The sequence below is a fragment of the Amycolatopsis sp. cmx-4-54 genome, assembly GCF_046548895.1.
Taxonomy (GTDB): Bacteria; Actinomycetota; Actinomycetes; order Mycobacteriales; family Pseudonocardiaceae; genus Amycolatopsis.
The window spans coordinates 386,896-406,441 of sequence record NZ_JAEBEJ010000001.1 but is presented as its reverse complement, the minus strand read 5'-3'; the positions used below and the strand labels follow the sequence as shown (position 1 = coordinate 406,441).

Here is a 19,546-nt window from a genome sequence, read left to right as displayed (position 1 = left end):
GGCGAGCGATACCGCCCTTGCCGGGGCAAACCAGTCCGTGGCGTCGCGGAGGGCCGAGGTGGGTGCCACCGAAGTCGAGCTGGGTTTCTGCTCCAACGATCAGCCTGGACCGCAGATGCCTGCTCTGGCCCCGCAACAACCGCCGTTGTCCCCGGCCGTCGTGTCGCGATCTGTCCGGCAGAGCTCGACGCAGACAATCGCTGGTATCCGGGCCATGTCCCGAGCCGTCCAGACCGCAGACCGGCAGACCGGCGGCGGCCACCTCTACCGCTTTGTCCAGAACTACCTGAGCACCGAGATCGGGCCCCTGCTTCTCGACCCCGTCGGAGATGGCGCAGCGTTGTTCACCGCCGCGGCGTCAGTCACTGAGGCCGCAGGCTGGATGGCCCATGACGACGGGCGCGACGAGACCGCACGCGACCACTTCGACTACGCGTATCGGCTGGCAACCGCCGCATCCAACGACGTGATGATCGCGAACGTGTGCGCCAGCATGTCCCATTTAGCTGGCCAGATGCACCAACCCCATGATGCCGTCCGGATCGCTGAGGCAGGACTCACGCAGGTACGGGCGGCTTCGGGAGCTCGGCGGCTTACCGCCCGTCTGCACGCGATGCGGGCACGAGGACTGGCAACGCGCGGTGACGCTCAGACCTGTGTGAGAGCTTTGAGCGACGCTGAACACGCGCTCAGCACGGCCGAAGACGAACGGTCAGCCGAGTGGATTGCCCACTTCGACGACGGTGCTCTTGCCAGTGAAGCGGCCCTGTGCCTGCGGCGACTCGGCGACCTCGCCGGCGCTGAGCGGCATGCACTCCGAGTGATCGCGCTGCGCGATGGCGATCGGGTGCGATCCCGCGCCTTCGGGCAACTCACCCTTGCGACCGTTCTGGTTCAGACTGGACGTCTCGACGAGGCGGTGCACCTTGGATACTCCGTGGCGAAGGTTGCGCCCTCCCTTGCCTCCACGCGAGTACGGACCCGACTGAATAGCCTGGGCGCGGTACTCCGGCCGCACGCCGCCACACCTGATGTCAAGGAATTCCTCGACCTCCTGGACACTCTAGGGAACCGTCGTGTGGAGGTGCCCGCATGGCCGGTCTAGCCGATGATGACCCCGCACGCTGGGCTTACCTGGCCGAAGGCAACCGAAGGCAGGCGCGTAAGCGGGTCGCCGTCGACGTCGTGATCAGGGATCAAGTCGGACGAGTGCTGATCGTGAAACCCACCTACAAGGAGGACTGGGACCTGCCAGGCGGCATGGCCGAAGAGAACGAACCACCTCGGAAGGCCGCCGAACGCGAGCTGCGGGAAGAACTCGGGTTGACCATCACCGCTGGACGGCTCCTGACCCTGGACTGGGTTGAACCACATGGCCCCTGGGACGACCAACTCGTCTTCGTCTTCGACGCCGGCATCCTCACACCCGACGCCATCGCCACGCTCCGCGCCGTCGACGAGGAAATCAGCGACTTCCGTTTCGCGGACCCTACCGACTGCGATCGCCTGCTTCGCCCCGACATTGCAGCGCTCCTCACCCGCGCCCTCCACGCGCGAGATACCGGTGAAACCGACTACCGCGAGCACTCGACACAAGGGGGTCGCAGGTGAGTCGCCCCAGCCGAAGGACAGGCACGGCGTGTGGCGGCGGTGCGCCCGGACCCTCCGGTCACCTCGGATTCCCGCAGATTTCCGATCCTCGCTGTGGTTGTAGTGAAGGCGCATACGATGTTGAAGTGAAAATGTGGTAGTTCGCCCTTCACAGGCCAGGCGAACACTGCGTCGTACTCGATGTACGCCGAGGTCTGCGTGCTGAGCGATCATGTCGAGTTTGAGTATGTAGGCTTGACCTGCAACAATGCGATTACTGCGGACGTACTGGAGGACAGTTGTGACTCGACGTGACGGGCTGGCCCAGGCCCGCGATGCGATCGGGCACAGCCAAGACAGTCTCGCGGCAGAACTCGAGGTCACCGGGAAAACGGTGAGCAACTGGGAACGCGGGTACTCGAAGCCAACCCGACGCAACGAGCTCCAACTCGCCCGCATCCTCAAACTCACCCACCAGCAAGTCATTGCCCTCATTGAGCCTGATCGTGAGGCGGCCAATCCCGCCCCGGTTACTTTTGATATCGATCCGCGCCGGTCCCAAGCCGCGCTGCTGGATGGTTTACGACGATCGATCATCGGGGCGCGCGGCCCCGTCGAAGAGTCTTCCGGTCTGGACGAGCTTGCACGGGCCGTCAATCGAGTGCATCGGCACTATCAGTACGCGGACTACGAGGCGGCCGCGAAACAGCTTCCGAAGGTGATAGTCCAGCTCAACGACCAGCCGGATGAACCTCAGATGGCCGCACAGAAGGCGTGCGCCTATGTCGCCGGTGCGAAGCTGGCCACGAAGCTTGGCTGCGGGAGCTTGGCCTGGCTCGCTGCTGATCGCGCAAACCATGCGGCTATGGAATCTGAGAATCGCGCGCTTGTTGGAATTTCCCGCTACCAGATAGCTTGCGCGCTCTTGCTGAATGGCTACCTAGACGATGCGTTGCATCTAACCGGGGAAGCTCTCGAAGACCTGGCCGCCACAACAACGCGCCACGATCAACCGATGGCTACTTCTGCAAAGGGCGCGCTTCTACTCCTGGCGTCAGTTATGGCCGCACGAACCGGAGATAGTGGTAACGCTCGCGAGTTTTTACTACGGGCGCGCGACCTGGCGGAATCTTTCGGCCGCGAGGGAAATGCGCTGTGGACTGGGTTTGGGCCAACCAATGTAGCTATCCACGAGCTGTCTGTCGCGGTGCAGCTTGGTGATGTGCGACGTTCTTACGAACTCGGTTCAGTTTTAGATACGGATCGGCTTCCCAGGGCTCTCGTCGGACGTCGGTCGCAAGTCCATCTTGACCTTGGGCGCGCGGCAATGGGGGCGGGAGACGACGGTCTGGCTGTCCTACACTTACTTGAAGCGGAGCGGGTCGCCAAGCAGGCCGTGTCGCACAACGCCAACGCCCGCGAGACTATACGCACCCTCCTCGATCGAGAACGGCGGAACGCCACTCCCGGACTTCGTGCGCTAGCCATGCGGGCCGGTGTCCATGACTGAACGGACGCTCTATCTGATCGGCAGCGCCGCACCACCTGTCCGTGATCTCGGCACCCTAATTTCCCAATTTCAAGACATCGGCTGGAGGGCCTGCGTCTTTGCCACCCCGACGGCCGCAACATGGGTAGATATCGAAGACCTCGAAGAACGCACAGGTTTCCCGATTGGCCTCGACGGGCAGCAGCAAGCTTCGCTAACCCTCCCAGAACCGGAATTGATCCTTGCTTGCCCCGCAACGTTTAACACTATCAATAAATGGGTTTCAGGAATTTCAGACAACTACGCCCTTGGAATTCTCAACGAGGCATTTGGCTTCAAAACGCCGACTTACCTCATGCCGTACGCAAAAAGCACACTAGCGGCACATCCCGCGTTTATCAGCAGCTTGTCCAAGCTTAGCAATTGGGGCGTGCACGTACTCCCCAATGAACTAGTTCGCCCCACCAAAAAGAATGAATCATTTTTATGGAACCGCCTGATCAATGCACTTCCCCTCGAGCGATGACAAACGAGTGCGAGACTTCCCTGGTAGCCGCCGTCGGCCATAACCTACCCGCGCTCGGCGACACAGTCGGAGTCCAACAGTCCGTACGCACTGCCTTGCGCACCGTAGCGCGCTAGCCACCTCGAATAGGTCACACGCGGCGGGAGCGTGCCGGCTCAGCTCTGCCCGGACCGTAAGTGGATCACTCGGATAGACTTAGCCGACCACAAGACAGCGGGCCGCAGCGACGCCTGCGGCCGACCGCGCGGAGTTGAGCCAGGGCGTCTGACCTGCGACAATGCGACTACTGCGGACCTACTGGAGGACAGTTGTGACTCGACGTGACGGGCTGGCCCAGGCCCGCGATGCGATCGGGCACAGCCAAGACAGTCTCGCGGCAGAACTCGAGGTCACCGGGAAAACGGTGAGCAACTGGGAACGCGGGTACTCGAAGCCAACCCGACGCAACGAGCTCCAACTCGCCCGCATCCTCAAACTCACCCACCAGCAAGTCCTCGCGCTCCTGGACGAGACGACGACCAACGCTGCTTCCCCTGCTGTCGTCGACCATGATGCCATAATTTCGACACGCTCGCGATGTTCCCGACCTTGGACGCTCCACCGGCCGAGTTTCTGGCCCGTACAGAGGTAAGCCCACCCGTTCCCGGTCAAGTCGGGGCTAGCGATGTGGAGCGGATCCGTGCGATCACCTGGATGGTCGCGATGTCCGAGAACAAGTTCGGCGGCGGCCCGACATGCGAGGCCGCGGTGGCCCAGCTGCGCTGGGCGCAGCGCCTGCTGAATGCCCGCGGTACGAACGAGGTCAAACGCGGCATGCATGAGGCGGTAGCAAATCTCAGCGCCGTCGTCGCCCACACGGCTTTCGACATCGCAGACCACTCCGCGGCCGACCGCTTCTTTCAGTTCAGCTTGTGGGCGGCCCACGAGGGCAAGGCATGGCCACTTCGGGCGAACGTCATGGCAGAGGTGGCCCGCAAGCAGAGCTACCTGGGCAAGTACGACGACGCACTGACCTCGATTGAGCACGCGCAGGTCCGGTCGGACCGGCTTTCGAGAACCGGCCAAGCGATGCTGTGGGCAGTGCGCGCGAGGTTGCTCGCCCTGGTGGGGCGTGGTGAAGAGTCCGCGGCCGACGTCGCCCGAGCCGATGAATGCTTCGCCGCTCGTGCTCCGGAGGAGGATCCGCCGTGGCTCTGCTACTACGACGAAGCCGAGCATCTCGGTTCCACTGGCAAGGCGCTGCTGGTTCAGGCAGTACGGACCCAGCGGCCTGAGATCGCGGCCGGGCGGCTGGAGGCGGCTGTCCGGCTGCACGGCGACGCATACCCGAGGTCGCGGACGTTTTCCCGTATTCGGCTGGCGAGCCTTCTCATGGCGACAGGACATCCAGTCGAAGCTGCCGCGATCGGCGCTGTCGCCGTGGCGGATGCGCAGAAGCTCAGCTCGAAACGAATCCTGGAAGAGCTCACGCAGCTCGACCGAGCCGCAGCCGACCATATTCGCGTGCCCGAGGTCGCGCAATTGCGCGCCGGCATCTCATCGCTATCTTCCACGCCGTCCTGAGATCATAGTGACGTGACCGCTCACCTTGACCGGCTTCGCCCGGTCCTTCGTCGAGCTGCTGAGATCGTCCACCTGGACGCTGACGAGGCCGAGCTGATCCGCGACGGCAACAACGTCATGTACTCCCTGCGCGGCGGGATCGTCGCCCGCATCGGCGCGCCCGGCAGTGGGGAAATTGCCCTCCGCGAGGTCGCGGTGTCGCGCTGGCTTGAGACAGCCGGCTTACCCGCGACTCGGGCGATCGCTGATCTGCCGCAGGACGTGCGCGTGGATGATCGGCCGATCACGTGGTGGAAGCTCCTTCCCTCGCACCGCCCGGGCGCACCGAGCGACCTCGGCACAATGCTGCGCCGGCTTCACCACCTTGACCCACCACAGGATCTTCACCTCCCCGAGCACGACCCGTTCTCCGGCATCCGCGACCGTATCCAGCAAGCATCCTGGCTCAACGGCGACGACCACACCTGGCTCATCGAACACGAGCACCACCTCAACGACGCCTACAGCTCGCTGGCGAGTCCGAGCGATCGCGGTGTCATCCACGGTGACGCCTGGCAGGGCAACGTCGCCCTGCTCGGCGACGGCCGCACCGTGCTACTCGACCTCGAGGCCGTCAGCTACGGCTATCGCGATTGGGATCTCGTGCAAATCGCGGTCGACTTCACCGACTTCCACCGTCTCTCGCGAGAGTCGTATCAGGGGTTCATCGACTCCTACGGCGGGCATGACATGACTATCAGCGATAACTTCCGCGTCTTCGCCGACATACAGGAACTTCGCTGGCTGGCCTTCGCGCTCAGCAAAGCAGCTGACAACCCCGCCGCGATGCGGGAATGCCGTCACCGTCTGGCATGCCTTCAAGGCGACATCCCCCGGCCGTGGACATGGGCAGCGTTGTAAACGACCTGCACTACCCGTGGCATCGATAGCACCAATTTTACGAGCACTTCGAGCCGGTCACTCGTATGGCCTATCTTTGCCGCTACTTAACGTTATTCGCCCAGGTCAAATAGGAGGATTTCTAGAGATTTCCAGGGATTTCCAGCGTTTTTTCGGGCGGGATTTCCTGGCGCAAAACAAAGGCAGTCACCAAGATCACCTCATCACATTTCGAGGGGTTGATGCGCGTGCCTTCCGATGTCGCCACACCGCGGTTGATGCCGTCAGAGCACCTGGCGTCCCACGAGCAGCACAGCCGTGTGCGGTTGATCGACGCGCTGGTTGACGGCAAGGACCACTACGAAGAGGACCGGAAGACAGCCAACGCGGTCCGCGAGGCATTGCCGAACGGGACCGTCGCCGCGAGGCGCCTGTTCGAGGAGGACCGCCGGTTTCAGGTGCGGGTCTGCGAGATGCTGCTCCGGCGGACACAGGTCAAGACGTTTGTCGTCTGTGGAGCGGATCAGTGGGCGGTAGACGGGGACCCACTGTACGAGCGTATTCACCGGGTGAACAGCGATGCTGTCGTTGTTTACGTTGAATCCGAACCGGTCATCTTCGGTCACGCACTCGGCGCATACGACACGGCCACCAACTCGGCCAATGCCGTTGTCCGCGTCGTCGAAGCCGACTTCTACGATCCCGACTTACTCCGCCGGCTCTATGCGGAAACACACCTCTCTTTCTATCGCTCTGAGCCGTTGGCGCTCCTGCATTGCGCGACCTTGCCTTTCGTTCCTCACGACACGAGGCGGACCGCTCAGGACATCACCGCCGGGCTGATCGACACGCTCCCGGATGGGTCGTTCCTGGCACTGACGCATCTGTGCGCGCCTGAGGACGCCGATGACGCCGAGGCTGTGCTCCGGGCGGGCAACCATCTCGAAGCGCGAGGTCTCGGGACTCGACCTTTCCTACCGCAGAAGGACATCGAGGCGCTGTTCGGCGACCTTCCGCTGGTGGTTCCTCACGCGCTGACGGACGACCGCGTACCCGTTCCGTGCCCGGAGTGGTATCCGCCCGGCCCGTTCCGTCAGCGTGTCGCCATCGATCGCTTCAACCTCGCTGGCGTCGCGCACAAGGGGCGGCCCTGGCCGTTGGCGTAGTCACCCACATTTCGGAGAGGGCGAACTCGACTGGCTCTCTCGCCCATAGGGAAGGACACCTTGGACACACCGAATTCCACGGCGATCTTGGCTTACGAGGGCCCGACGTCTCTGCCTGCACTGGTGCTGTCCGCTGTGGGGGAAGATCGCCGTGATCACGTGTTTACCCGGCAGTCTCATCGGGACAGATTCGCGGTCGCGGTCGCGCTGGTCGCCGAGCTCTTCCTCGAGGGTGCGTTGACGATCCGTGGTGAGCGGCTCGTCGTGGCCGATGGTGCGGCGGTCGTTCGGCTGGCAGAGCCGTGCGGCTTTGCGGTCCGCGCGACGCTGTCGAGAGATCTGCCCGTCGACGACATGCTCGCCGAACTCCAGGGGCCGGCGTACACGGTGGCCTGGACCGCGTTGCAGCGACAGCGCGCAGCACGCAGGTCTCGTATCCGAGGCTGGGTGCTGACGGACCCGGAGTACACGTTCTTGTGGCATCGCATGCTCGCGTCCGCGCACCAGGACCCGGACACAGCGAATGACCGTGCCGCGGCGCTCTGGACGATTCTCGCCGAAGCCGGGCTGCATCGCGATCAGCTACGCGCGCCGAGTCTGCAGCCGCGCAGCGCCTGTCCCGACGCCCTCTGTGGCCTGTTGCTGCCCGATCGCGAGCGCCACCAACGGGCTCCGACCCGACGGCACCTGAACCGCTGACACGGCGCCGCGTTCATCGTTCCTCGCCTCTCCCCTCCCCTGCCTGGCCGTGTCCGGTCCGGCATTGATCCTTTCGATCCCGGAGATTTCACGATGAGACCGTCTTTCCCGCGCCACAGGCGCGTTCGCACCGGTATCCGCGCTGTGTTCGGCGCCGCTGTCCTCACCGTCACCGCCGGGTGTGGGCTCCTCCGCGGCGAGGAGCCCACACCCGGCCCGAACATCCCGGTCAAGGTCGCCGCCGTGCCGCTCGCGGACGTGGCACCGCTGCATATCGCGGCCGACCACGGGCTCTTCACTCAACGAGGCATCGCGGTCACACTGGTCCCGGCCAAAAGCGGCCAGGACGCGATCACCAAGCTCGAAAGCGGCGACGCCGACATCGCCTACGCGGGCGACATCGCCTTCGTCAACGCCGTCAACAGCGGCCTCCCACTAAAAATCGTCGCCGAGGCCGCGGTCGCAGGTGAGCGGACCATGAGGGTTCTCGCGCGCCAGTACGGACCGGTGCAGTCGGTCCCGGACCTGGCGGGGAAGAAGCTCGGCCGCAACGCCGAAGGCGGCGTGAGCGACACGCTGACCAAGTCGCTGATGGCCGACCACGGAGCCGACCCGAACTCGGTGACCTGGACCAACCTGGAATTCGGGGCCATGGCGGCCGCAGTGGTAGGTGGCGATATCGAGGCCGCGTTGTTCCCGGAACCTTTCGCGACCGCGGCGGAGAAACAACACGGTCTGCACCCGGTCGCCGATCCGGCGACCGGGTCCGCGCAGGGTTTCCCGATCGGCTTGTACGCCGCCACCGAGAAGTTCGCCGCCAGCAATCCGGCAGCGATCGCCGGCTTTCAGCGGGCCATGCGGGACGCGGCGGCAGCAGCCGGGACCCGGAAGCTGGTGGAGGACGTCGCGGTCAAGCATCTGAAAGGGATCGACGCCGACACCGCCGCCCTGATGGAGTTGCCGGTATACCGCAGCGACCCGGTCATGACCGAGTTACAGCGCGTCCCGGACCTGATGCAGCGCTACGGCAAGAAATTCCGCCGGCCGATCCAGATGTCCGAACTGATCATCCCTCCCCCGCCACCCGGTACGTAACCACGCCCTTCCACGCCGAGCCATCGAGCCACGCACCGCACGCGCGTCCCCCACTCCGGATCTTGCGAGCCGAAAGCCCCGTCACAATGCCTGACCACACAAGTCACCCCGATGCCCCGGCGGCGCCCGTCCGCGTCCGCCCTTGGCCGATCGTGTCACTGGCCGAGGCCAGGGTGGCGTTGGCGGGAGTCCGCGGACACGCCGAGTCCGACGCCGTGGCGTCCATTCTCCGCAGCTGCCGACCCGGGTTGAAGGCGACGATCGCGACCGAGTACCGCGTCCGGAACCATGTGATCGTCAGAGCTCTGCGTGCGGGCATTCGCCAGTTCGTCGCCCTCAGCCCCGATCTCCCCCCGCTGCGGCTGGCACACGAACTTCTTCCGGCCGGCGCAGGTTGCCGCGCGCTCTATCTGCTCGACGACAACGAACCTGCGGTCTGGACGCGGATCGTCACGACCCACAGCCTGACCCCCGACGTCGCGTGGCTGTCCTCCACACCCGGGATCGAACAGTGCCTGCGCACGGGCCACGGCATCGGCGCGATCAACCTGAACAGACCTCTCTGCGTGCTGGGATCGACCGCACTGCGGCACACCCACGACCCGCACGCTCTGCTGGCCGGGCTGTGGAACATCCTGCCGTCCGGAAGCCGAGTTGCGGTCAACCAGGTACTTCCGCTCGCCTCGGACACGCCGGCGGAAACCGGCCACCCGCCCGCCTGCAATGTATTCCAGCGTCACACGCGGACTCCCCTGATCCTGCGCACCGCACCCGAACTCGACGCCCTGTTCATGTCCCCCCATCCCTGGGACCTCACGGCAGCCGGGCCCGCTCAGACCCACGACACGCACGACCGCGGCTCGTCACCGTCCACAGCGGACTCATCCTCGGCGTTGATCACGCGGGTAGCCGTCCGTCCACCTCGCACCCGGCCTCACGGACTCGTTTCGGCATACAGGAGCACACCAACCTCATGACCACATCGCCTGACCCATATTTCCTCAAACCGCACGGGACCGTCCCCGAGCAGCAAGCCGAAACCGACAACCCGACCATCGGCCGTATCAACGGCTTCCTCCTCGACGAGAACTTCGGGGTCCGATCCGATGGAGTCTTCGTCGCGGACCGGGAACTGGCCCGGCGGATCGACGCTGACGTGCCCGGTTACCGCTGGTGTGTGCTGGCGCAGCAGCGCTTCCTCTATGACGTCATCGCGTTCGCGGCTGAAAAGCGAGGGATCAGCCAGTTCGTGGTCCTGCGCGCCGCGCTGCCTCTCGGCCCGGAGAGGAAAACTCCGCACACCCAGGTCAAGGCTTACGTCGGCGCACCCAGCATGGTGCTGGTGGCTCGCGAAAACATACTGTTCGGCCATCAGCAGACGGCCATGGCCGTGCTCGAGGAGAAACGAGTCGCCGCGGTCAAGGCCGCTGTCCATGAGGTCCACCGGCCGCTGCACCAGGTCCATAAACGTGGCGACTGGTCGCTGGACCTTACGACACCGGTGTGCCTCACGATGGTTGCAGATCCGTCGCACTGGCCTGGTGACGTCACCGACCTGATGCGCGCCTACCACGAGGAGCTCCCTCCCGGAAGCGTGATCGGGGTGAGCAGTCTCGGCGTCGCGCCTCCCGGAAGCGCGGTGGCCGCCGCGCTCGATGACCTGGCCACGCACCTGGCCTTGACACCCGAGCCACAGCTGACCCCGCGATCCCAGGCTGAGGTCGAAAGCTGGTTCGACGGCACCGGCTGGGATCTCGAACACCCAGGAGTCGCGGCGGTGTCGCATTGGTGCGGCCCGCAACCTGCCAAGATCGCGGGTCCGGAGCTCCCGGTGTGGTGCGCGATCGCAACGAGGGCTGCGTCGTGACGACTTCGACCGTGATCGTTGAGGACGCCGCTTACTTCCAGCCTGCGCATGCCGCCCGGATCGCGGATCTCGTCGACTTCGCAGCGATCGACCTGGCTACGCGTGGGCTGATCAAGGTCACCGACGCTGGCGCCTTGGACCGGGAGGACGCCGGAGACTGGCTCTCCAGCCTGCTCTGTCGCCGGATCGAGCACCGCAACTCCCCATCGGAGCACCTGTTCGTCGACGTGACAACCCACCGCGCGATCCGGCTCGTTCTTGTCCGGTGTGATACCGGCGAGTCGATGATCTACATGGCGCAAACCCCCGGCATAGGCACCGAGACGGACTTCTACCAGCAGCTTGTCGATGCCACCCGTTCCGGCGAGCGCCCCGGCGTCAGCTGAGTCCGCCACCCGGCACCACGGGCCGCAGCGTGCGGAGCCTCGTGACGTCCGGAAAGGACTGTCCACCTTGACCACGGCGGGTGGTCGACGTCGCCGCACACCGCCACCGAGGAGATCCGGTGGCCCCCACAGTCGCGCTCCTCGCATGCCCGCGGAGAGCGTCAGGAAGCACTATCAGAGAAGGGAAACAGTGAAAGTAAGCACGAGAGCCCGCCGCCGTGGCGGGTTGCGCGTCGCCGTGGCCGCGCTGGCGGCGTTCGTCGCCACCGGTCTCGGCGCCGCGCCGGTCGCTGCCGCCGACGGCGGGAACCACGGTGCGGCCACGGCCGTACCCGCCAGCACCAGCAGCCCGGCTGCCACCGACACCAGAGGCGACGATGTATCGCCGATGATCGTCGGCGCCGAACGGGCCCCGGAGGCCTACGCCGGTGCCGGGTCGATCCAGCTGGCAAAGAACGGCGTCGGCGATTGGCACACCTGCAGTGGTGCGCTGATTCACTCGTCGTTCGTCGTCACGGCAGGGCATTGCCTGTCCGTCATGACTGAGGCGCCGCAGCGTGCGGACCGGGCGGGCGAACTGGCGTGGCGGGCGTTCAAGCAGGCACCGCCCCCGCGGCGGGCCGGAGTGGGTACACAGGCGAATCCGCAGGATCCGTCCCAGTACACGCTGCGGATCGGGTCGACCAACCGGCACTTCGGCGGCGCCGTCCGCGGCGTCAAGTCGATCTCGCTTCCGAAGCATTGGGAATGGGGTATGCCGGATGGCGACGGCTATATCTGGGACCTGGCAGTGATCCAGCTGGACCACCCAGTCCCGGGATGGCAGGTCAAGCCCGCGAAGCTCGCATATCCCAAGGCGGGTAAGCAAACCCGGATCATCGGGTGGGGCGTGACCGACCCGGATCCGGCCCACTGGGGTTCGCCGGCACCGACGTGGCTGCGGCAGCTCGACGTGCCGATCGCCCCGAAGGACGACTGCGCCCCAGCGGGGATCGGACGCGGCGAAATCTGCCTGGGCACCGCCCCCAACGGAGGCACCGCGTGTGCCGGTGATTCCGGCGGCGGAGCGTTGCAGCGGTACGGGCGGGACTGGTTCCTCACCGGACTCGGGTCGCGCTCGCACACGCAGTCCTGCGTCGCCTCGACGATCTACACGCAGGTCGCGGAACCGCGATTCCTGCTGTGGATCATCCATACCATGCACCAGCGTGATGCGCAGACACAGGTCACGCAGGCCGATCTGACCTTGGCCGGATAGCACAGGAACCGGTGTTCCGGTAGCCATCGCGGCCGCCGAAACACCGGTTCTTCCCTGCCAGCGCGACCTCTCCACTGTTGCGTGCCGACCGCGACCTCCATCCCCAGCGATACCTCGGCATAGGCAGCACATACGTCATCCGACGAGCCAACGACCATTTTCCTTGAGCGCCCTCAGAAAGCGATTCACCGTGTCCACCGCCGCATCCTGTCCTGCCGGAACAACGCTTGCCTCCACGGAAAAATCCTCGGTCCAGAGCCGAGAGATCGGTGCCGCGCTGCACCTTGCGCTCCGGCGATCGAAACTCACTCAGGGCACGATCGCGGGCAAACTCGGCTGGAGCGATTCGAAAACGAGCCGCATGGTCACCGGGTACACGGCCGCTACCAGACTGGACGTGGCCAGCTTCCTCGTGGCGGCAGAGGCGGTTCCCGAGGAGATCGACCGCGTTTCCGCCGTGGCCGACCTGTCCCCACGGGCGTACAGCGTCCAGGCCCACCCCGTGGATCTTCCCGACATGCTGCCGACACTCCTCCATCTCGGAGCCAACGCCCACACGATCGTTTCCTACCAGCCACATCAACTGCCGCACCTGACACAGACCGCCGGATACACCGAGACCATCCTGCGCGACACCGGCATCCTGGCACCTGACACGATCCGCGACGGAGCATCAGCACGCCAGAAACGCCAGACGATCCTCAGCTGGCCCAAAGGACCGACCACGACGGTATACATCGACCAGGCCGTTCTGAGTCGGTCGTTGCTGAGCCAGGTCGCGGCCGAGCAACGACTCTATCTCCACACCTTGGTCCGGCACCCACGCTGCCACCTCAGAATCTCGCCAGCCACCGCGTTTGCCACCGCCACGCAGGGCTTCACCCTGTTCCAGGACGACCGGGGAAACGAAGTCGTCACCGCCTTCACGCCGACGACGATGCTGGTCCTGGACAACCCGGATCACCTCGCGCCCTACCGGCAGACCATCACTCAACTGGCCTCCCGAGCGCTGCCTGAGACCTCCTCCGCGGTGAGGCTTCTCGCCCCTGGCACCTTCGGCGGGGCGACGGCATGCTGATCGTTCGTGAGGTCGGCCCGGAGGCGATGCGCACGGTCGAGACGTGGCGGGACGGCCGCGGGCCGTACTGGGGCGGACCGTGCCCCGCCGGGCGCGGGTGCTGCCGGTACAACCACACCCTCACCAACCGTGCCGAGTATCAAGCGCAGTGGTCGGCCTTGCCGACCCCGTGCAGCATGCGCCCGCACCCCGCTCTGGTCGACAACGTGCTGCGTAACGGTGATCACGCCACCGCGAATGATCGGCGTCTGGCCGACGAGCTCGTGCACATCTCCCTGGCGGCCTCGTCCGCGGTGCGGGAACGCGACCAGTTCACCGTGCGCGTCGTCGAGCACGCCCTCGCCGAGGGCATCACCCAGTTCCTTGACCTCGGCTCCGGACTCGCCACCGCCAGCGCCGCCTACGCCACCCTCACCACAGCGCCTATCCGGGCCGGCGCCGCGGCGAACATCGTGTTCGTGGACAACGACATCCGGGTCGACGAGGTCAACCGCGCCTGGCTACGCCAGCACTCTCAGCCCGGCCTGCGGGCCACCGCGATACGCGGGAACTGTTTCGCGGTCCCCGGGATGCTCAGCCGCCTCTGCCAAGCCAAGCTGCTGGACCGCACCCGGCCCGTAGCCGCCCTGATGGTCGACGTCCTGCACTTCTTCGAACGTCGGGCACCACGCGCCATCATCGGGTCCTTCGCCAGAAACCTGCCACCGGGCAGCATCGTCGCGGTCACGCACCTGTCCGACGAACCCTTGCTGCCCAAACTTCCACGTCCCACGCGCCAAGCGTTGCGCGAGGACACGGCCCGTTGGTGCCGTGCCTACCAGCGCTGCGTTCCCCCGCATCCCAGGGCATTCGGTCCCGCGCGGTTCGCGACGGTGGTGTCCGATGTGGACCTTCTGGAGCCGGGGATCACCAGCACGTCCTGCTGGCCGCACCCGGACACCACCCAGCACCCACGCGCGCCCTTTACTCTCGCCGCCGTCGGCCGCATCCCTACCGTTGCCATGTCCGATAAGACACCGGTGAGAACATGAGGACCCTCACTTCGCTGCCCGACGATCGGTACCCCGTCGTCGGTCCGCACACCACGCCGCAGGACGCTACGAGCACGCGCGGCCCCGCCCGCCGGGTGGGTGAAAGCAAGGCGCGTGGATCCGCGTGCGCCACCGCGCGTGACGTGCTGCTCGAGGTCGTGGCCCGCAGCGGTCTCTCCCAGGAGGACTTCGCGAACTCCGTTGGCTACCCCGCTGCCAGGTTTGGCCGCGTCCTGACCGGCCGTACCCGTATCAGCCCGGACCTCGCCCACGCCGTGGCGCAGCGCTACAAGATCGATCCGCTCGACCTGCTGATCCGGCAGAACCGCACCGCACTGGCCACCATCGCGGCCGACCGCGACCACAACGCCTTCACGACCACATCAGCACCGGCAGTGCGCCGGCAACCTGTCTGCCGCGACGTCGACGCCTCGGCGATCAACGTGGTCCGTGCCGTCATCACCAAAACGGGGTTAAGCAACAGCCGGTTCGCCGTCACGCTCGGATACGACCCCACGATCATCTCCAAGATCCTCAACGGCCACCAGCCCATCACCCCAGCGTTGGCCGACAGCATCAGCCGCCGCTACGGAATCGACGCCAGCGATCTCCTCGCGCGCCAGGCCCGCTGGCAGCTCGCCGCGGTCGCCGAACGCAACACCAGCACCCGGCCCGCTGCTGCCCCGCCTGGCTGACATCCCACTGTCCGGACGACGCCCGCCTCACGCAACGGCCACTACCGCGACCGAGAAAGAGACACAGCATGCCCGATTCCGACCCATTCCCCGCCCCCGCCGACACCACCCAGGCGGCAGCCCGGGAGCACCGGAAGATCCGCTTACGGCCCTCCTCCGCTCGTGCGGCCCGGCCGCCGCGCCGTCGCCTCATGCGACGCCGTGGACGGGCTGACCGCGAAGGCGGTCAACGATCGTTCGCCCGTCGCCGCTGTGACACCGCAGACCGGGACCGCCGCGACGACACCGACGCCGCGCTGGGCACGGTCTTCATAGCGTGCTGGGCATTCGCGCTCGCCACCGGAACCGGGCTGGCGACCTGGAGCGGCACGTTCTACCTGCCGATGCCCTGGTGGCTCGCCACGGTCGCGGTGACAGGCCTCGCCTGGGCCGGCGTGGGATGGGCGCTGGAGAGCGTGCCGGTCTTCCGCCGCGTCGCGCAACGCGCGTGCACCACCTTCGTCCTCGTGTTGGTGTGGCTCGGGCTGGTCGCCGCGGGCATGCCCGCGGACACCCGTTTCGCGCCGGACATTTGGTCCGGGATCCGGGACTACCGCGGTAAGTGCCTGACCGGCACCGAATACACCGATCCGGACGCCGAGCTCAGCATCACCACCGACGTCGTGACCATCGTCGGTTCGCACGGTGGCGTCCTGCGGTTCACCAGAACCGGCGACCGATGGCCGTCCCAGGCCCGCGCCGAGATCTTCGGCCGCGGCGCCGTTCCGCGCGACCACGCCACGCGCATCGCCTTGGCTGCAGCCGGTTGCACTTAACAGCAGCCCCGCCGTGAGGATCTCGCGGTCCCCGACGACCCGGTTACCGATCACCACAGCCCTGACGAAGGGGCCAGATGCCGTGGTGCAGCGGCATTTCACCGATATCGACGAGCGTGCTGTGGCGGTCCGGGCCGCAGGATTCTGCCGCGGGTGCTGAGGACGTCACCGAACTCGGCGTCTATGACCAACTGCCCCTGTCCCTGTTAACGATCTGCGAGGAATTGGTACCCGCTATGAGAAGCGCTTTCGACGGTGAACGCCGGTGGCCCGAGGGACACCGTGAACTCACTCTGCTCGCCCTGCCTGAGCGCGGCCGCGTCGCCGACCGAGTGGTGGTTCTTCTCTGGTGACGCTGGTCAACGGCGTCCGTGAAGTCGTGTCCGGGTTTCCGGCGACGCGCACGCCCGTACCGGATACGGGACTGCACATGACGGTTCAGGCGATCAATCACGGCCTCCATAACGAACCACCGATCGACAACACGACCGTGGCGAAGCTGGCCGAGGCGTTGACCATCCTGCTCAGTGACCGGCCCGCGTTCTCGCTGTGGATGGGATCCCCGATGATCGGCGACACCGGCGTCGTGCTCGACTACGAGCCCCTCGACATCGGCCCCGCCGCTGCCGTCCCAGTGGATCCGTACGGCGATCTGGTCACCGATGTCCGTGACGCCATCGCCCGGCTGTGCGGGCCCGGCGCGATCGGGCACGATTCCCGGCCCGGTCACATGGCGCTGTTCTACGCAGGCTGCCGTCAGGACAACGTGGACTTCGGCAGCGCTCTGCGGCGGCGTTCCCGGCCCAGCCACCCTTGGATTCTGTTCCGCACCCTGGTCCTGGGCTGGGTCCGGCAGAATCCCGCCGCGCGGTGTTACGAACGGGACGTCGTGAAGCGGTTTCCCCTGCGTGAGCCTGCTGTCGAGGCGGGTACCCGCATTGTCGCCGCGGGCGGAGCCGCGCATGGCCCGTCGGCCCCGGTGCTCCTTCCTGCAGCGTCGTGTCCTCACGCGGACGACGCAACGGCATGAACCCTGCTGCCACAACCCGGACCCCGCACTCGCCGCGGCCTGCTCGTGCGGTGCCCGCACCAGCGGGTGAAACCCCTGTGACGTAGCCGAAAGCCAGGATGCGCGGCTACGTGCCACGCATTTTCTATGCCCCTTGCCCACGTCCTGAGCGCACCACACCGCGCCCACTTCCCCAGACACGAAGGTCATGACCATCCTCGACACTGCGCGAACCCGCATCCAGCGCATCGCAGCCCCGTTCGTCACCCGCCGCCACGAGGACCTGCCACCCGGCGACGGCACCGTGGTGTCGCTCGCCTCGTACCTCCGGCGGCGTGGCTGGATCACGCTCGATGGTGCTTGCCCCACCAGGGCGGACTTCTGCTACCCCGGCGGCTTCCAGGGCGCACTCGCCATCGACGACCGCAGACTGCCCATCGCAGACCTCAACCTCCAAGACCTGGAATGCACGCTCAGCCGCCACGGCGACCACTGGACCGCGACCTTCACCTCCTGCGGCGCCGTGATCGGCTGCGACCGGCATCGCAGCAACCACGCGACCATCGGCGCACACGGCACCGTTTTCGCGGCGGTGCTCGATGACATGGAACGTCACGCCCGCCACCTGAAACCCCGCGATATCGCCCACTGCCTGCACTTCGGCGCATGCGGCCGCGACGACGCTTCCGGCCACCCGGCTGCCCGCCCGCAGGAAGCACCGGACGAACCCGCCACGCCGCACACCGTCGTCCCTCGGTACCGCACCGGGCACGGGCTGGACCTCACCTATGTAAATTTTGATCACGGCGGCGCGGACGGGGACCAGTCCACCGTCTACGCCATGGACAATCTTGTGGAACTGCTGGGCGCGGACGGACGCACCCCCGACGCCGGGATCATCGGCGAAGGCAACTTCTGGCGGTTGTTCGGCGGTAAAGGCATCGGGCAAGCGCAGCACGCGCTGTAGGGTCTCATAGCTCCTGACATGTTGATCTTGCGTGACCTGCGGTTTCGTAGCGTGTCTCACGGTTTCTTCATCAAGATCAGTCTCACGGCCGCTTCACTTCTTCGACCACCACGGTTCGTCGCACGGGCCAGATGATCCGCTGGTGTGATTGGCCGGCTGCCACGGCGAGTGCACCTCGTGGCTGCGGATTCACTGCCCGTGATCGTCGGTGGCTGCCCTGAGCCGTTCCGCGGTTTCGAGCGACTTGGCTCGCACCCGGTCCGTCTGGTCGCGGTACCAGGCGTACCAAGGACTTTCGGGGGCTCGCTGCGTCACGATGAGCTGAGGTCCTGACTCGTCATCTGCTGGCACTACCTCGTAGCCGATTGAGGACAGGATCGTGGCCATCGCGTTCTGCATCGCGGTGTCGACCGTCTCCTTCCACTGCCCGGCGGGATTGTCTGGACCGGTGCGGCCCTCGCTCCATGCCTCCAGGGACGCGGACGTCAAGATCGAGTGGCTGACCCAGCTGATGAACACACCACGATGTCCGAGGTTGTCGGCGAAGACGTGCGCGCCGACCGGACCGAGGGGATGGCCGCCGTGCAGGTAATCGGGAACCAGGGGGATCCCAGCGATGGCCAGATCGGAGCTGACGAGATCGGCCAACGCGTACAGTCTGGTGAGTGGATTTTCGGGTTCGTGCTGGTCTGGCATGCCTGCTCGTGCTCCTGGTTCCGGTTGTGATCGGTGAGTGTCAGTTGTTCGCGCCAACGGTCATCGAGTGATCACCCCGTACCCAGGGGTAGGCCGAGGACCTGCACGATCTCACCGTGCGTGACATGTCGATCTTAAGTGGCCTGAGCTTTCGTGGTTGCCTCACCGCGACGTACTGAGATCGGTCTCAGTTTCGAGGCAATTCCTCACGTGTGGCCAGTTCTGGGCTGATCAACCCGAGCCAGGCATCCTGTTGGTCAGCCAGTGGGCGATCCAGTGGTAGGGGCTGGAATCGGCAGACGAAAATCAGGCCCGCGTCGTATCCATCGCCGCCGACGTGGTGGGACCAACTGTCGGGAGCAGTTACTGGAGCGCGCAGGTGGAAGTAGGTGGTGCGTCGCGGCTGGCCGCTGTGCGGGTGCGGCTTGTCCTCAGTAGTCAGCCAGTTGACGACGACTGTGTCGGTCAGCCCGGTTTCCTCGAGGACTTCTCGCTGGACAGCGGGGCTGAGGGTCTCGCCGGGCCGAACACCGCCAGCGGGGATCTGCGTGCCAGCCTCGGGGATACCTTGGTGCTCGAAGACCAGCAGTTGCGGTCCTCTCTGGTGGCGGATGACGTAGGCGGCGACGCGGATCCTTGGTAGCTCGTTGTTCACCAAGGCATTGTCGCTTCCTGCCGGTGTCGACGCGTGACATACTGGTCTCGGTGACCAGGGCTTTCGTTTTGTCGAAAGGCCT

The 19,546-nt window shown here is 65.8% G+C and carries 22 protein-coding genes; 20 read left to right on the top strand and 2 right to left on the bottom strand.

The features are described 5' to 3' along the window. Positions 1 to 58: 58 nt before the first annotated feature. From ACLJQ7_RS01985 to ACLJQ7_RS01890, 20 genes are all read left to right on the top strand, one after another. Positions 59 to 1,105, top strand: a complete 1,047-nt coding sequence (locus ACLJQ7_RS01985; RefSeq protein WP_410647017.1) for a hypothetical protein — start codon at positions 59 to 61, stop codon at positions 1,103 to 1,105. Beyond that, entirely contained in the window at positions 1,093 to 1,611 is a 519-nt protein-coding gene (locus ACLJQ7_RS01980) for an NUDIX domain-containing protein (RefSeq protein WP_410646371.1), read from the top strand. Before ACLJQ7_RS01985 ends, ACLJQ7_RS01980 begins: the two co-directional genes overlap by 13 nt. Positions 1,612 to 1,891: 280 nt before the next feature. Then, positions 1,892 to 3,100 carry a helix-turn-helix transcriptional regulator gene (locus tag ACLJQ7_RS01975; RefSeq protein ID WP_410646370.1) on the top strand — a complete coding sequence of 403 codons (1,209 nt, stop codon included), beginning with the start codon at positions 1,892 to 1,894 and terminating at the stop codon, positions 3,098 to 3,100. After that, a complete protein-coding gene (locus ACLJQ7_RS01970; protein WP_410646369.1) occupies positions 3,093 to 3,605 on the top strand; it encodes a flavoprotein in 513 nt (170 codons plus the stop codon). The genes ACLJQ7_RS01975 and ACLJQ7_RS01970 overlap by 8 nt, the downstream gene beginning before the upstream one ends. A 277-nt stretch (positions 3,606 to 3,882) precedes the next feature. Beyond that, positions 3,883 to 4,236: a helix-turn-helix domain-containing protein gene (locus ACLJQ7_RS01965; protein WP_410646368.1), complete on the top strand. Its 354-nt coding sequence runs from the start codon at positions 3,883 to 3,885 to the stop codon at positions 4,234 to 4,236. Between the two features lie 71 nt (positions 4,237 to 4,307). Then, on the top strand, positions 4,308 to 5,168 hold the full coding sequence (locus ACLJQ7_RS01960; RefSeq protein WP_410646367.1) for a hypothetical protein: 861 nt from the start codon (positions 4,308 to 4,310) through the stop codon (positions 5,166 to 5,168). Positions 5,169 to 5,180: 12 nt separating this feature from the next. Beyond that, positions 5,181 to 6,068 (top strand): phosphotransferase, encoded by an 888-nt coding sequence (locus ACLJQ7_RS01955; protein WP_410646366.1) that lies wholly within the window; start codon positions 5,181 to 5,183, stop codon positions 6,066 to 6,068. A gap of 227 nt (positions 6,069 to 6,295) precedes the next feature. Beyond that, positions 6,296 to 7,213, top strand: a complete 918-nt coding sequence (locus ACLJQ7_RS01950; protein WP_410646365.1) for an SAM-dependent methyltransferase — start codon at positions 6,296 to 6,298, stop codon at positions 7,211 to 7,213. Between the two features lie 60 nt (positions 7,214 to 7,273). Then, positions 7,274 to 7,912, top strand: a complete 639-nt coding sequence (locus tag ACLJQ7_RS01945) for a hypothetical protein (RefSeq protein WP_410646364.1) — start codon at positions 7,274 to 7,276, stop codon at positions 7,910 to 7,912. 93 nt (positions 7,913 to 8,005) lie between these two features. Continuing rightward, on the top strand, positions 8,006 to 9,007 hold the full coding sequence (locus tag ACLJQ7_RS01940; protein ID WP_410646363.1) for an ABC transporter substrate-binding protein: 1,002 nt from the start codon (positions 8,006 to 8,008) through the stop codon (positions 9,005 to 9,007). 248 nt (positions 9,008 to 9,255) lie between these two features. Then, positions 9,256 to 9,984, top strand: coding sequence for an SAM-dependent methyltransferase (locus ACLJQ7_RS01935; RefSeq protein WP_410646362.1), 729 nt, complete (start codon positions 9,256 to 9,258; stop codon positions 9,982 to 9,984). Beyond that, positions 9,981 to 10,874, top strand: coding sequence for an SAM-dependent methyltransferase (locus ACLJQ7_RS01930; RefSeq protein ID WP_410646361.1), 894 nt, complete (start codon positions 9,981 to 9,983; stop codon positions 10,872 to 10,874). Before ACLJQ7_RS01935 ends, ACLJQ7_RS01930 begins: the two co-directional genes overlap by 4 nt. Next, a complete protein-coding gene (locus ACLJQ7_RS01925; RefSeq protein WP_410646360.1) occupies positions 10,871 to 11,260 on the top strand; it encodes a hypothetical protein in 390 nt (129 codons plus the stop codon). Before ACLJQ7_RS01930 ends, ACLJQ7_RS01925 begins: the two co-directional genes overlap by 4 nt. 190 nt (positions 11,261 to 11,450) lie before the next feature. Then, positions 11,451 to 12,518, top strand: a complete 1,068-nt coding sequence (locus ACLJQ7_RS01920; protein ID WP_410646359.1) for a S1 family peptidase — start codon at positions 11,451 to 11,453, stop codon at positions 12,516 to 12,518. 190 nt (positions 12,519 to 12,708) lie between these two features. Further along, entirely contained in the window at positions 12,709 to 13,596 is an 888-nt protein-coding gene (locus tag ACLJQ7_RS01915; RefSeq protein ID WP_410646358.1) for a helix-turn-helix domain-containing protein, read from the top strand. Beyond that, positions 13,590 to 14,627 carry an SAM-dependent methyltransferase gene (locus ACLJQ7_RS01910; RefSeq protein WP_410646357.1) on the top strand — a complete coding sequence of 346 codons (1,038 nt, stop codon included), beginning with the start codon at positions 13,590 to 13,592 and terminating at the stop codon, positions 14,625 to 14,627. Before ACLJQ7_RS01915 ends, ACLJQ7_RS01910 begins: the two co-directional genes overlap by 7 nt. Positions 14,628 to 14,770: 143 nt before the next feature. Beyond that, a complete protein-coding gene (locus ACLJQ7_RS01905) occupies positions 14,771 to 15,322 on the top strand; it encodes a helix-turn-helix domain-containing protein (protein WP_410646356.1) in 552 nt (183 codons plus the stop codon). A 191-nt stretch (positions 15,323 to 15,513) separates the two neighbouring features. Further along, a complete protein-coding gene (locus ACLJQ7_RS01900) occupies positions 15,514 to 16,137 on the top strand; it encodes a hypothetical protein (protein WP_410646355.1) in 624 nt (207 codons plus the stop codon). A 430-nt stretch (positions 16,138 to 16,567) separates the two neighbouring features. Further along, positions 16,568 to 17,167, top strand: coding sequence for a hypothetical protein (locus tag ACLJQ7_RS01895; protein ID WP_410646354.1), 600 nt, complete (start codon positions 16,568 to 16,570; stop codon positions 17,165 to 17,167). 187 nt (positions 17,168 to 17,354) lie between these two features. Beyond that, entirely contained in the window at positions 17,355 to 18,113 is a 759-nt protein-coding gene (locus ACLJQ7_RS01890) for a hypothetical protein (protein ID WP_410646353.1), read from the top strand. 189 nt (positions 18,114 to 18,302) lie between these two features. Here the strand turns inward: ACLJQ7_RS01890 and ACLJQ7_RS01885 are convergent, their stop codons facing one another. Beyond that, on the bottom strand, positions 18,303 to 18,809 hold the full coding sequence (locus tag ACLJQ7_RS01885; RefSeq protein WP_410646352.1) for a hypothetical protein: 507 nt from the start codon (positions 18,807 to 18,809) through the stop codon (positions 18,303 to 18,305). A 187-nt stretch (positions 18,810 to 18,996) separates the two neighbouring features. Next, positions 18,997 to 19,464 (bottom strand): NUDIX hydrolase, encoded by a 468-nt coding sequence (locus tag ACLJQ7_RS01880; protein ID WP_410646351.1) that lies wholly within the window; start codon positions 19,462 to 19,464, stop codon positions 18,997 to 18,999. Positions 19,465 to 19,546 lie beyond the last annotated feature (82 nt).